This is a genomic window from uncultured Pluralibacter sp. (assembly GCF_913775985.1).
Lineage (GTDB): Bacteria > Pseudomonadota > Gammaproteobacteria > Enterobacterales > Enterobacteriaceae > Pluralibacter.
The window spans coordinates 1-12,579 of the sequence record NZ_CAJYMB010000009.1 but is presented as its reverse complement, the minus strand read 5'-3'; the positions used below and the strand labels follow the sequence as shown (position 1 = coordinate 12,579).

At 56.3% G+C, this 12,579-nt stretch carries 12 protein-coding genes and 2 pseudogenes; 9 read left to right on the top strand and 5 right to left on the bottom strand.

The features are described from left to right. Both pheT and ihfA read left to right on the top strand, forming a co-directional pair. Positions 1–1,699, top strand: a 1,699-nt coding sequence (pheT, locus tag QZ766_RS00575; protein ID WP_297196170.1) for a phenylalanine--tRNA ligase subunit beta, incomplete at its 5' end; no start/stop codon positions are given. Between the two features lie 4 nt (positions 1,700–1,703). Next, positions 1,704–2,003, top strand: coding sequence for an integration host factor subunit alpha (ihfA, locus tag QZ766_RS00570; protein WP_006820203.1), 300 nt, complete (start codon positions 1,704–1,706; stop codon positions 2,001–2,003). A 50-nt stretch (positions 2,004–2,053) separates the two neighbouring features. Here ihfA and QZ766_RS00565 read toward each other — a convergent pair whose 3' ends face one another. The 3 genes and pseudogenes from QZ766_RS00565 to QZ766_RS00555 all read right to left on the bottom strand — a co-directional run bounded on the left by QZ766_RS00565 (position 2,054) and on the right by QZ766_RS00555 (position 4,622). Continuing rightward, a complete protein-coding gene (locus QZ766_RS00565; protein WP_297196174.1) occupies positions 2,054–2,407 on the bottom strand; it encodes a RidA family protein in 354 nt (117 codons plus the stop codon). Continuing rightward, positions 2,404–3,681: pseudogene (locus QZ766_RS00560) on the bottom strand (D-amino acid dehydrogenase); the annotation flags it as partial. The gene QZ766_RS00565 and the pseudogene QZ766_RS00560, both read right to left, overlap by 4 nt. A gap of 26 nt (positions 3,682–3,707) precedes the next feature. Continuing rightward, entirely contained in the window at positions 3,708–4,622 is a 915-nt protein-coding gene (locus QZ766_RS00555) for a LysR family transcriptional regulator (RefSeq protein WP_297196167.1), read from the bottom strand. Between the two features lie 260 nt (positions 4,623–4,882). Between QZ766_RS00555 and QZ766_RS00550 the strand changes: the two genes are divergently transcribed. Then, complete coding sequence (locus tag QZ766_RS00550; RefSeq protein WP_297196165.1) at positions 4,883–6,310, top strand: gluconate:proton symporter; 1,428 nt, start codon at positions 4,883–4,885, stop codon at positions 6,308–6,310. 103 nt (positions 6,311–6,413) lie between these two features. After that, a complete protein-coding gene (gene btuC / locus QZ766_RS00545) occupies positions 6,414–7,403 on the top strand; it encodes a vitamin B12 ABC transporter permease BtuC (RefSeq protein WP_297196163.1) in 990 nt (329 codons plus the stop codon). A 40-nt stretch (positions 7,404–7,443) separates the two neighbouring features. On the opposite strand, the gene QZ766_RS00540 is transcribed toward btuC, so the two are convergent. Then, entirely contained in the window at positions 7,444–7,548 is a 105-nt protein-coding gene (locus tag QZ766_RS00540) for a small membrane protein (protein WP_297196172.1), read from the bottom strand. A gap of 416 nt (positions 7,549–7,964) precedes the next feature. Here QZ766_RS00540 and QZ766_RS00535 point away from each other — a divergent pair, with 416 nt between their 5' ends. The 5 genes from QZ766_RS00535 to selO all read left to right on the top strand — a co-directional run bounded on the left by QZ766_RS00535 (position 7,965) and on the right by selO (position 12,140). Next, the gene (locus QZ766_RS00535; protein ID WP_297196161.1) at positions 7,965–8,516 is read left to right on the top strand and encodes a glutathione peroxidase; all 552 of its coding nucleotides are present in this window, start codon (positions 7,965–7,967) and stop codon (positions 8,514–8,516) included. A gap of 1 nt (position 8,517) precedes the next feature. Then, entirely contained in the window at positions 8,518–9,312 is a 795-nt protein-coding gene (gene btuD / locus QZ766_RS00530; protein WP_297196159.1) for a vitamin B12 ABC transporter ATP-binding protein BtuD, read from the top strand. A gap of 23 nt (positions 9,313–9,335) precedes the next feature. Continuing rightward, on the top strand, positions 9,336–9,800 hold the full coding sequence (locus QZ766_RS00525) for an NlpC/P60 family protein (RefSeq protein WP_297196158.1): 465 nt from the start codon (positions 9,336–9,338) through the stop codon (positions 9,798–9,800). Between the two features lie 170 nt (positions 9,801–9,970). Beyond that, positions 9,971–10,636 carry an EAL domain-containing protein gene (locus tag QZ766_RS00520; protein ID WP_297196156.1) on the top strand — a complete coding sequence of 222 codons (666 nt, stop codon included), beginning with the start codon at positions 9,971–9,973 and terminating at the stop codon, positions 10,634–10,636. Positions 10,637–10,697: 61 nt separating this feature from the next. Further along, on the top strand, positions 10,698–12,140 hold the full coding sequence (gene selO / locus QZ766_RS00515) for a protein adenylyltransferase SelO (protein WP_297196155.1): 1,443 nt from the start codon (positions 10,698–10,700) through the stop codon (positions 12,138–12,140). 8 nt (positions 12,141–12,148) lie between these two features. On the opposite strand, the pseudogene hmuV reads toward selO, so the two are convergent. Beyond that, positions 12,149–12,499: pseudogene (gene hmuV / locus QZ766_RS00510) on the bottom strand (hemin ABC transporter ATP-binding subunit); the annotation flags it as partial. Between the last annotated feature and the right edge of the window lie 80 nt (positions 12,500–12,579).

The following is a 12,579-nucleotide window of genomic DNA, read 5'->3' as shown; positions in this document are numbered from 1 at the left end:
GCCGCTGTGGATGAAAGAGAAGCTGCGCCGCTGCGGCATCCGCTCTATTGACGCAGTAGTTGACGTCACCAACTACGTGCTGCTTGAGCTCGGTCAGCCGATGCATGCTTTCGATCTTGACCGCATTGACGGCGGCATCGTGGTGCGCATGGCGAAAGAGGGCGAAGCGCTTACGCTGCTGGACGGCAGCACCGCAAAACTCAATGCTGACACGCTGGTTATCGCCGATCGGCAGAAAGCGCTGGCGATGGGCGGCATCTTCGGCGGCGAGCACTCCGGCGTCAACGGTGAAACGCAGAATGTTCTGCTGGAAGCCGCGTTCTTCAGCCCGCTTGCCATTACAGGGCGTGCGCGCCGTCACGGCCTGCACACCGATGCCTCCCACCGCTACGAGCGTGGCGTCGATCCTGCGCTACAGTACAAAGCGATGGAGCGAGCCACGCGTCTGCTTATCGACATCTGCGGCGGTGAAGCCGGTCCCGTGATTGACGTTACCCGTGAAGATGCGCTGCCTGTTCGTGCGACCATTACTCTGCGCCGCAGCAAGCTGGACCGGCTTATCGGCCACAGCATCCCCGATGCGGAGGTTAGCGACATTCTCCGCCGCCTCGGCTGTGAAGTGACCGAAGGTCAGGGCCAGTGGCAGGCAGTCGCGCCGAGCTGGCGCTTTGATATGGAGATTGAAGAGGATCTGGTCGAAGAAGTTGCGCGGGTTTACGGCTATAACAATATCCCGGACGCGCCGGTTCAGGCAGGCCTGATTATGGGTAATCATCAGGAATCCCGCCTGTCGCTGAAGCGGGTAAAAACCCTGCTTAACGACAAAGGCTATCAGGAAGTGATCACCTACAGCTTTGTCGACCCGAAATTACAGCAGCTGCTGCATCCGGGCGAAGAGGCGCTGATCCTGCCAAGCCCAATTTCCAGCGAAATGTCGGCGATGCGCCTGTCATTGTGGACTGGCCTGCTCAATACCGTCGTGTACAACCAGAACCGCCAGCAGAACCGCGTGCGCATTTTTGAAAGCGGGCTGCGCTTCGTGCCAGACACACAGGCGCCGCTGGGCATTCGTCAGGATCTGATGCTGGGTGGCGTTATCTGTGGTAACCGCGTGGATGAGCACTGGGACATCGCGAAAGAGACGGTCGATTTCTATGATTTAAAAGGCGATCTCGAATCCCTGCTCGATTTGACCGGCAAACTGGGAGACATTCAGTTTAAAGCTGAAACGAAACCGGCCCTGCATCCGGGTCAGTCGGCCGCGATTTATCTGAAAGGTGAACGCATTGGTTTTGCGGGTGTTGTGCATCCCGAGCTGGAGCGCAAGCTCGATCTCAATGGCCGCACGCTGGTGTTTGAACTTGAGTGGAACAAGCTCGCAGACCGCGCGGTGCCTGAGGCGAAAGAGATTTCCCGCTTCCCGGCGAACCGCCGCGATATCGCCGTTGTGGTCGCAGAAAATGTACCGGCAGCAGATGTTCTGGCTGAGTGCAAGAAAGTTGGCGTAAATCAGGTAGTTGGCGTAAACTTATTTGACGTGTACCGCGGTAAGGGTGTGGCGGAAGGTTTTAAGAGCCTTGCCATCAGCCTGATCCTGCAAGATACCAGCCGTACACTCGAAGAAGAGGAGATTGCCACTACCGTTGCCAAATGCGTAGAGGCATTAAAAGAGCGATTCCAGGCATCATTGAGGGATTGAACCTATGGCGCTTACAAAAGCTGAAATGTCAGAATATCTGTTTGATAAGCTTGGGCTTAGCAAGCGGGATGCCAAAGAACTGGTTGAGCTGTTTTTCGAAGAGATACGTCGCGCTCTGGAGAATGGCGAGCAGGTAAAACTATCAGGTTTTGGCAACTTTGATCTGCGTGATAAGAATCAACGCCCCGGGCGCAACCCGAAAACGGGCGAGGATATTCCCATTACAGCCCGGCGCGTGGTGACCTTCAGACCCGGCCAGAAGTTAAAAAGCCGCGTCGAAAACGCTTCGCCCAAAGCAGAATAATTTCTGAGTAATTAAAAAGGCCGCTAAGCGGCCTTTTTTCTGCCTTTCGATCAGGCTTTTGCAGCTGTAACCATGATTTCAACCAATATCTCCGGCCTCGCCATCTCCGCCTGTACGGTTGCACGTGCCGGAGTGTTGCCGTCCGCAAGCCATTTCACCCACTCGTCGTTGAATCTCTGAAAATCACGTCCGAGATTTTTCAACCATATTTGAGCGCTAAGCAGATGTTGATTGTCACTGCCTGCTTCAGTCAGCAGGGTGTCGATCTTTTGTAGCACCTCCCGAGTCTGCAGCACAATATCATCCGTGTTGTTCACCGGAGTCTGGCCAGAGAGAAAAATAAGATTTCCGTGTTGGACGCTCGCCGACAGACGAGGCCCGGAATGATTACGTTTGAGAGTCATGTCGTTTGTTTCCATGTCAAACCTTCTAGAGAGATAGAGGGGTTTACGCCATCAATGAGCGCGCCAAGCACGGCAGCACTACCGGCGGCCAGCGTAAAGCCGAGACTTCCCTGACCGATATTCATCCACAAATTGCTATAGCCAGTCCGGCCTATTAATGGAGGGCCGGAGGGCGTAGAAGGGCGCATCCCCGTCCAGCACAGAGCGTCATCAATACCTTCAAGTTCAGGGAAACTATCCCGTACCGTACGTTTTAATGCTGCGAGCCGCGCGGGACGAAGCACTTCATCGTCGTAGCCAATATCGACCATTGCTGCAACACGAAGCCGTTCACCAAGGTGAGCGTAGACGATCTTGTTGGCGTAATCGGTAACGCTAATATCGGGCGCGATACCCGAGGCGTCAGGATAGGGCAGCGTCAGGCTGTAGCCTTTCAGGGAGCAGAGCGCAACACGAACACCGATATCGGCCAGTAGCGAGGTGCTGCCATTACCGGCCGCGATTACGAACTCATTGCCCTCCAGTATTCCAGCGCGCGTTTTTACTGTCACAATCCGCCCTGCTCGTGCAGAAAATCCAGTGACTTCACAATTGGGTGTAAAGATAAAATCGGGACTGGTAGTCAATTTGGCCAGCAGGGCTTGGCAGAATTTATGGCAATCTGCAGTTTCGTCTCCCGGCGAGTAGATCCCACCTTTGAGTAATGGATGCAGATATTTCAATGAAGGTTCCAGCACCAGACAACTATTGCGATCCAGAGCCTGCTGATGATCCGGGTTAATACCCCCTGCGGCCTTGGTAAAATCACCCGCGCGGCGGTGAATTACCAGCTTTCCCGATTTGCGCCATGCAAAATCTTGCAGCCCGTCATTCTGACGCCAGTTTTCCATAACCTGCTTGCTCAACAGAGAAAGTCGGAGAATATGACTACCGTTAAGTTTATTGGTTTGGCTGTTGCAGGCGCGTAGAAAAAGCCACAGCCAGCGCCACTGGCTTACAGACATCTTGAGCTGCAGGTTGAGGGGTGAGTCAGCCTTCCCCATCCATTTGAGCCCCTGCAGCGGAACGCCCTTATCCGCCAGAGGTGCCACATAGCGATAGCTAAGCTGTCCGCCGTTGGCAAAGCTAGTAGCCTGTGCAATCTCGCTATTTCGATCGACCAGATGCACCTGATGACCACTTTTAATTAATACGTAGGCAGTTGTTAGCCCGATAACGCCGCCGCCAACGATAACAATGCGCTTTTTCATATTTTTGTAGATCCGCTGCTGTGAGTGGCAATGGCGCTATGTCAAAACATTCAGGTAAAAGGCGCAAATGACTTTTTGTCGCAGGGGTATAACTCATGGTTAATGGTGTCGAGCTGGGCGCGCAGGCGGTGACACAGAAAATCCATAAACTTTTGCGCGGCTGGGCTTAGAGAACTGTCGGCGCGCCGCAGCAGGCAAAGTGTCACTTTCACCGCCGGCGTCAGGGAGTGAATCATCTCCGGAGAAAGATTATTTCGCGCAGAGAAAATATCGGTAATGCTGCAGCCCATTCCGTGTTTCACAAATTCAGTTGCCATGTAATAGGTCTGAACGTTAAGTCGCGTCATGGAAAATGCGCGGTGGGCAGAAATGGCTGCCGAAAGTGAGTGGTTTCCCGGAGAGATCCAGCGCTTTTCATCGATGTCGTTGATATCGACCGGACCCTGGCGGTAATCACGATCGATGTAGACCAAAGGCACTTCAGCAACGGGCAACGTAATAATGTCTCCACGAACGACCGGCTGTAACGTCAGAGCGAGATCGATTTCGCACAGGTCCAGTTTCTTGATCAACATCTCGGTATGTTCAGTACTCAGCGTCATCACAAGGTCCGGATTGACCCGATAAAAATCAGTTACAACCTCAGGCACCAGGCTGAGCCCGAGACTGGGCAGACAGCCAAGTGAGATCCTGGCCCGCGGATCACGCGCGAGATTATCAGCCAGCAGGCGCAGACTATCTAAATCCTGATATATATGGCGCGCTCTCTCATACAGCGTAAGAGCTTCGCTGCTGGGCAGCAGTTTGCCCCGCACTCTTTGAAAGAGGGGAAAACCAATTTTCTGCTCGGCATTTTTTAAGGCTTTGCTGGCTGCGGGTTGAGAAATGTTCAGCGATTCAGCAGCCCGTGAAAGTGAGCCGGCGGTCATTACAGCGTAGAAAATTTCAAGATGGCGTAGCTTCATGGAGGCGTTAACTCTGGGTTATACGAGGTAAACAAAAAGTCATTTTCCAATAACATTAAGTTAACATAGTTTTGGTGACCAGACAGCCCGGCTGCGGTTTGTCACGTCGCAGCAGACTGCTGACGTACGATACGTTCTCAGATAATACCTGTGTACCTACTCCCCTCAGGCCACGGCCAATAATAAAAATGAGGGTGGATATTCTCTGAGTGACCCGGTCCCAAAGTCGTTTACGGACGATTTTACTATCAAGGGGTTATATGAGTGACTCAACGCTTTCCGGCGGCAGAACCAGCTTTCGGGATCTGACAGGAAAAAAAATTGCCACTGGCCTGATGCTGTTGGTATTTCTGCTTATTGCCTTTTGGTGTCAGGAGCAACCTAACAGTGAATTGGGGCTTCTGAGCTTTACGCCACTGGTAGCGCTGGCGCTTTTGTCGCTGATGGGTGTTGATATTGTCTTATCGGTTATTGCTGCCATTATTTTTGCAATGATTATGACTTCAACCGGCTTATCCGCGATGGGCGCGATGCTAGCAAAGTCGACCGGGTCGTTTATCGCGACTGTCGGTCTTATCATTATGCTGGGTGCCGGAGTGGGTGAGGTAGCCACACGCACCGGTGCTGCAATCGAGCTGGTGCGGTTCGTGGTAAATCGAATTGGCCTTTCCAGCCAGGCTCGGGTTAAGTTTGGTATTATTGCTTCATCAGTGCTCATTTGCGGCTCGTTGGGAACGATGGCAGGTGGTAATGCCATCATCGTGGCAGTCATTATTCCTGTCGCTGCTGCCGTGGGGCTTACGCCCCCCACGGTAGCGGCACTGATGATGACTGCCGGCTCCGTAGGACTTTTTACCGGGCCTTTTACCCCAAGTACCGTCACTATTCTTCAACTGGGTGGCCTCAGTTATCCTGAATACCTGCTGTATGCAGGGCTGCCCATGAGCGCCGTTACGCTGGTCACGGGCTGGTTTATGGCCGGGCGCATTCAGAAAATGACGCAGGGGAAGCACTGCTATCATTCAGCGCAAGTGCCGCAGGTACAGGAGCAACCTGCTAAATTTCGCCGCCGTAAGCTGAGTGCGCTGGCCTTTGCTGCCACCATTATCGTGATGGCCATCGTAGGCGTTATCATTAAGGCCGGCTTTAGCTTCGCAATTATTGTCATGCTGCTGGTAGCGCTGATAACTGGCCTCGCCGGCGGGCTTCGCCCGAGCGAGATTTTACAGGCGCTGTACAAGGGATGCGGACGTCTGGTCTGGATGTTTATACTCTACTGGCTTTATAACCCCATCCTTGAGCTGATGGATAGCCTTCATGCCTACCAGGGGTTGTTAGATGCTACCCGGCCTTTACTGGAAGGCATTTCTCCTGCATGGCTGTGCTTTAGTATTTTCGCCTTCAATATCGTCGGCCATGTACCCGGAGCAGCAGTAGCTCAAATGACCTTTACCCATAAAATATTTGGTCCAATGCTGATGGCTGCTGGTGTTCCTCCGCAAGGACTCACCGCAGTGCTGTTGGCATCATCTCAGGTAGACTGGTTTGGGCCGTTCCCGTCATCGGATATGTTTGGTCAGATGGGCCTGGCGCAGTCCAGTCAGCTGAAATACATGCTCTATAGCGGTTGGGCTATCGTGCTGGCGAACATTGTCCTCTTCGCGGTGCTCTTCCACCTGCTGACGTAATAAACCCCCGTTGAGAGTGGTTCCCGCAGTGGATTAGCGCACTATTATGCTTTAATACCCGCCGCGCTCCCCGTAAAATCGGGCTTTTTACGGCGCAGTCCGGATGGAATCACTCTTGAACTTTGCCCAAATTCAACATCGCTATAATCGCCGCTGGCTGACGGGCCTGGGGATACTCCTCGCCGCTATTGCTCTCCTCAGTCTCTGCGTTGGCGAGCTGTGGATCCCGCCACAGGCCTGGACGACGCCAGCGGCGGATCTCTTCGTCTGGCAAATTCGCCTGCCGCGCACCCTTGCTGTGCTGCTGGTGGGTGCGGCGCTGGCGGTCTGCGGCGCTATTATGCAGGCTCTTTTTGCCAATCCGCTGGCGGAACCGGGGCTGCTGGGCGTATCTAACGGCGCGGGAGTGGGCCTGGTTGCTGCGGTGCTGCTGGGAAGCAGCAGATTGCCCGGCTGGGTGCTAAGCCTCTGCGCTATCGCCGGCGCGCTCATTATCACCGTTATTCTGCTCTCTCTTGCCCGCAGACGTCTCTCTACCAGCCGCCTGCTGCTCGCCGGCGTGGCGCTGGGGATCATCTGCAGCGCGGCGATGACCTGGGCGGTCTATTTTTCCACTTCAGTGGATTTACGTCAGCTGATGTACTGGATGATGGGCGGATTCGGCGGCGTTGACTGGCATCAGATATGGCTGATGGCTGCGCTGCTGCCGGCTATCGTCTGGGCCTGTTTCCAGTCGGGACCGCTGAATTTACTTTCGCTGGGTGAAGTGTCTGCCCGTCAGCTGGGGCTGCCGCTGTGGCTGTGGCGCAGAGTGCTGGTGCTGGTGATAGGCTGGCTTGTCGGCGTGAGTGTTGCGCTGGCGGGCGCTATTGGATTTATTGGTCTGGTGGTGCCGCACGTGCTGCGCCTGTGCGGCCTGACGGATCACCGCGCGCTGTTGCCGGCCTGCGCGATGGCAGGCGGCATTGTGCTGCTGGTTGCAGATATTATTGCCAGACTGGCGCTGGCCTCTGCTGAGCTACCCGTGGGTGTCGTCACTGCCACCCTCGGGGCCCCGGTCTTTATTTGGCTGCTGTTGAAAAGGTCAAAATAAGTGCTGCCTTCAACGTAGTTACGCGACGCTGCTATTATTTCTACTTCTTTTTTCGAAACGAGAAGGGCTGGCGTCGCTTCTCAAGAATGAAAGACACCAGGTAATAGATTGAAACGATAAGTAGGACAATTGCGACGCATAGCATGATTATATTCGTCATGGGTGGGGCCTCGATATTATAGATATTTATATCCGTCACTCTCCACGCTACCGGTACGGTGGCAGCGCGCAATCACAGGATTATCAACTGTCGACTCACCGGTGATGTACCCGCGTGCCGCCTTACGATAGCGCGAATTATTCAGGATTTAGACTGCTTGCAAGGTGATTCTTTATTGTCTTCACGAGGATAATCGCAGCGGCATGTAAAAAGTTACCTTTACATGCTTAAGCCCGATGAGGTCGCTCTCACCTATGACTTCCTCGTATATGATATATAGCATACAGTTTTAAGCCGTGCCTGACGCTGAGAAAGCGCCTATTCTTTTATTTCTTTTTCTGCGCGCCGGTACAGATTGTTCACCTGTCGCGAGAGCAGGGCCTGATAACCAAGAGGATGCTATGCAAAACGAGATTCTGAACACCCCAGTGACTACCATTGATGGCAAAGATACAACACTCGAATCCTGGCGAGGTGATGTGCTATTGATTGTGAATGTGGCATCGCAGTGCGGCCTCACTCCGCAGTACGAGCACCTGGAAAACATTCAGCAGGCCTGGAACGGGCGGGGATTTAATGTGCTGGGGTTTCCCTGCAACCAGTTTCTCGGCCAGGAGCCGGGGAGCGATGAAGAAATCAAAACATTCTGCAGCACCACCTACGGCGTCAGTTTCCCGCTCTTTAGCAAGATAGAGGTTAACGGCGAACACCGCCACCCGCTTTACCGCAAGCTTATTGCTGCCGCGCCGACGGCGGTTGCGCCGGAAAGCAGCGGTTTTTATGAGCGTATGGCCAGTAAAGGCCGCGCGCCAAAAGAGCCGGGCGACATTTTATGGAACTTTGAAAAATTTCTGATCGGCCGCGATGGGCAGGTGATTCAGCGCTTCTCTCCCGATATGACGCCGGAAGACCCGATTGTACTGGAAGCCATTAAGCTGGCGCTGGCGAAGTAATATGCCGCTGTTGCAGCTGGCGAAAGTGGCGCAGGCCGGCCGCCTTCAGCCTGTGACTGCCAATATAGAGCAAGGTGAGATCCTGCACCTGGTTGGCCCTAACGGCGCAGGCAAAAGTACGCTGCTTACCCGGCTTGCCGGCCTGAGCAGCGGCGAGGGACGGGTTCTGTTTGAGGGGCAACCGCTTGACACTTTCGCCGCGCAGGCGCTCGCCCGCCGCCGGGCCTGGTTAACCCAGCAGGAGACGCCGCCGTTTTCGATGCCCGTCTGGCACTATCTCACTCTGCATCAGCAGGGCGGACCACAGGACTCGCTGATGCAGGATATCTGCGGGGCGCTGGCGCTGGCAGACAAGCTGGGGCGTCCGGCGCACCAGCTTTCCGGCGGCGAGTGGCAGCGCGTGCGGCTGGCAGCGGTAATTTTGCAAATTCACCCGCGCGCTAACTCACAAGGCCAGCTGCTGCTGCTCGATGAGCCGATGAACAGCCTGGACGTGGCGCAGCAGAACGCGCTGGACAGCCTCCTGTCCGAGCTCAGGAATGCCGGCATTACCATCGTAATGAGCAGCCACGACCTCAATCACAGCCTGCGCTTTGCAACCCACTGCTGGCTGATGCGCGGCGGCAGCCTGCTGGCCGCAGGGGCTACACCGGAGGTGCTGACAGCCGATAATCTGGCTGCCGCGTACGGCACGCCGTTTCGCCTGCTCGAAACCGACGGATATCAATTTATGGTGGCACTGGACCCGCAGGCGCAAAACTTGCCTGCTCAGTACAGTGCCGCTGTTGGAACATAAAAACCAAGAGGATTCGCCGGGACATGCGATTCTTATTTTTCATTGCTTTTGCGTTGATTTTAGCCGGATGCAGCAGCCACCGGGCACCGCCGCCCAATCCCCGGCTTTCAGACGGTATCGCCGTTATTGCCAATCTCAACGAACAGCTGGCCAGCTGGCGCGGAACGCCTTACCGCTATGGCGGTACATCGCGGCGCGGGCTGGACTGCTCGGCCTTTGTGATGATGACCTTTCGCGACCGGTTTGATTTGAGGCTGCCGCGGGAAACCCGCCAGCAGGCGAAAATAGGCACCCGGATAGACCGCGAACAGCTTCTGCCGGGCGATCTGGTTTTCTTTAAAACCGGCGCCGGCGACAGCGGACTGCACGTCGGCATCTATGATACTGATAACCAGTTTATCCACGCGTCCACCAGCCGGGGGGTGACGCGCTCGTCGCTGAATAATGTCTACTGGCGCAAAAATTTCTGGCAGGCCCGCCGACTGTAGACTTTTGGGCTGCGCGAAAGTGAATGACAAAACGTGTGGATTTGTATCACTGCGTTACACTTAAAACTTGCTGCTTGCGCACATGGTTGTTGCCGGGCTCAGCAGCGAATAGAGGAGTCCGATCGGTAGCGCGATGCGGGTGGAGCAGTTGATTAATCAGGAGCATCCCCATGATAGTGTCCCTGGATGACGCTTACGCGCGCGGCCTGCTTCTCCTGCCTGCCCGGGACGGCGCGGGACGCCTCGCGGGGCTTGATATCATCGCCCGCTATCCTGTTTCCATTCCGCCTCCCAACGATATTACGCTATTCAAACTGCAGCTGGCTCTTGTGGAGCGCGCTGCGCTGTTCTTCACCCGCCGCGGCCTTACCGCGTGGATACCGATCAATGAAGCCGTCGCCCGCACGCTGCTCGCCGATGCGGCGCTAATGGAGAATGCGTTGCGCTTCCCGTTTCTCGCGCTCAAAGTGAGTGAAAAAGTTGCCGGTTCCTCCTCTGCGTCAGCCGTTCTGGAACACTTAAAGTCCGCCTTCCCGCTGGTTCTGGCCGACTTCGGCGCCGGGGACGCACCTGCCTCAGCACTTTTCTCCGGCCTGTTTAGCGCCGCGGTGTTTGACGCCGGTTTTATCCATCGCCAGCTGCCGCTTCCCTCGTTTACGCCGGTCATGCGCGCGCTGATGGCCCAGATTACCCCCGCGGTTGACGCCGTGATGGTGTCGGGGGTTGACAGCGACGCAATGCTGGCGGCGCTGGCGCCCTGGCCCTTTGACGCTATGCAGGGTGCCCTGTGGCCTGCCGTGGGCGTTGAAACGCTCACGCAGCTGGTACAGGAATAACCCTGCGCATCGCCCGTATTTATCTCGCCTCTCAGGGACTACACTAGGATCAGGAGGATCTATGACCCTGACTTTTACCCACCACTGGCGCGATGAGCTGCCAAATTTTTACACCGAACTGAAACCTACCGCGCTGGATAATGCGCGGCTGATCTGGCACAACGCGCCGCTGGCAAAGGAGCTGGGCGTGCCGGAAACCTTGTTCTCCCCGGAAAATGGTGCCGGAGTGTGGGGCGGCGAAACGCTGCTGCCCGGCATGGCGCCGCTGGCCCAGGTTTACAGCGGACATCAGTTTGGCGTCTGGGCCGGACAGCTCGGCGACGGGCGCGGTATTCTGCTCGGCGAACAGCAGCTGGCGGACGGCAGCCGCGTTGACTGGCATCTTAAGGGGGCCGGACTGACGCCGTATTCGCGGATGGGCGACGGTCGCGCCGTGCTGCGCTCAACGCTGCGCGAAAGCCTGGCGTCGGAGGCGATGCACGCGCTCGGCATTCCCACCGCGCGGGCGCTTTCGGTTGTCAGCAGCGACACGCCGGTCTATCGCGAAACCGTTGAGCAAGGCGCGATGATGATGCGCATCGCCGAAAGCCATGTCCGCTTCGGCCATTTCGAGCACTTTTATTACCGGCGCATGCCGCAGAACGTGCAGCAGCTGGCCGATTACGTCATTCGCCACCATTGGCCGCATCTGGAAGGGGAAACGGATAAATACCTGCTCTGGTTCAGTGACGTTGTCACAAGAACGGCCCGCTTGATCGCCCGCTGGCAGTCGGTTGGTTTTGCCCACGGCGTGATGAACACTGATAACATGTCAATTCTCGGTCTGACGCTCGACTACGGCCCGTTTGGCTTTCTTGATGACTGGCAGCCGGGATTCATCTGTAACCATTCGGACCACCAGGGACGCTACAGTTTTGACAATCAGCCTGCGGTAGCGCTGTGGAACCTGCAGCGGCTGGCGCAAACCCTGTCGCCCTTTATTAGCGCTGACGATCTCAATCGCGCGCTGGAAGAGTATGAGCCGGCGCTGCTGACGGAGTACGGGCAACGCATGCGCCGCAAGCTGGGGCTGTTTACCGAGGAGAAAGGGGATAACGACTTGCTGAATGGCCTGCTGGAGCTGATGGCGCGCGAGAGCAGCGACTTTACCCGCACCTTCCGCCTGCTGGGCGAAACCGTGCAGCAGAGCCCTTCTTCGCCGCTGCGCGATGAGTTTATCGACCGGTCGGCGTTTGATACGTGGTTCAGCACCTACCGCAGCCGGCTGCAGCGCGAAAGCGTTGACGACGAGACGCGCCGCGACAGCATGCATCAGCACAATCCGGCAGTGGTTTTGCGCAACTGGCTGGCCCAGCGCGCCATCGAGCAGGCGGAAAAAGGCGACTATCTGGAGCTGGAGCGCCTGCACCAGGCGCTGCGCGAGCCGTTTGCCGATCGCCAGGACGACTACGCCCGCCGCCCGCCGGAGTGGGGCAAGCGGCTGGAAGTGAGCTGCTCAAGCTAGCTAGCGATTTATGGATTCAGGAAGACCTGCGGCGTGCCGCTTTGCGGATGTGTGCCAATGGCCGCATCGGCCCCGTACCAGCGCCGCAGGGAGGCGGCGCTCAGTACCTGTTCCGCATCGCCCTGGGCCACTATCCTGCCCGCGTGCAGCAGCAGCAGCCGATCCGCCCACAGTGCCGCAAGATTCAGGTCGTGGAGCACGGCACAGACGTGCAGTCCGCCCGCCGAGGTGAGCCTGCGCAGTAGCCGCAGCAGATGCTGCTGGTGATACAGATCCAGGGCCGACGTGGGTTCATCGAGAAAAAGCCAGCCCTCGGGCGCATTGTTGACCCACAGCTGAGCCAGCGCTCTGGCGATCTGACCACAGATTTGAGATCAGTTTCAAGTGAGTTCCTCTCCTCCATCATGCCTATGTCTATCCCTCATGTCTCAGCTTGAAT

Excerpts from the sequence above, each read along its gene's own strand:
- QZ766_RS00550 (WP_297196165.1), top strand. The coding sequence starts at position 4,883 with ATGAGTGACTCAACGCTTTCCGGCGGCAGAACCAGCTTTCGGGATCTG.
- QZ766_RS00525 (WP_297196158.1), top strand. The coding sequence starts at position 9,336 with ATGCGATTCTTATTTTTCATTGCTTTTGCGTTGATTTTAGCCGGATGC.
- ihfA (WP_006820203.1), top strand. The coding sequence starts at position 1,704 with ATGGCGCTTACAAAAGCTGAAATGTCAGAATATCTGTTTGATAAGCTT.
- btuD (WP_297196159.1), top strand. The coding sequence starts at position 8,518 with ATGCCGCTGTTGCAGCTGGCGAAAGTGGCGCAGGCCGGCCGCCTTCAG.
- QZ766_RS00520 (WP_297196156.1), top strand. The coding sequence starts at position 9,971 with ATGATAGTGTCCCTGGATGACGCTTACGCGCGCGGCCTGCTTCTCCTG.
- QZ766_RS00565 (WP_297196174.1), bottom strand. The coding sequence starts at position 2,407 with ATGACTCTCAAACGTAATCATTCCGGGCCTCGTCTGTCGGCGAGCGTC.
- QZ766_RS00535 (WP_297196161.1), top strand. The coding sequence starts at position 7,965 with ATGCAAAACGAGATTCTGAACACCCCAGTGACTACCATTGATGGCAAA.
- btuC (WP_297196163.1), top strand. The coding sequence starts at position 6,414 with ATGGAATCACTCTTGAACTTTGCCCAAATTCAACATCGCTATAATCGC.
- selO (WP_297196155.1), top strand. The coding sequence starts at position 10,698 with ATGACCCTGACTTTTACCCACCACTGGCGCGATGAGCTGCCAAATTTT.
- QZ766_RS00555 (WP_297196167.1), bottom strand. The coding sequence starts at position 4,622 with ATGAAGCTACGCCATCTTGAAATTTTCTACGCTGTAATGACCGCCGGC.
- QZ766_RS00540 (WP_297196172.1), bottom strand. The coding sequence starts at position 7,548 with ATGCTATGCGTCGCAATTGTCCTACTTATCGTTTCAATCTATTACCTG.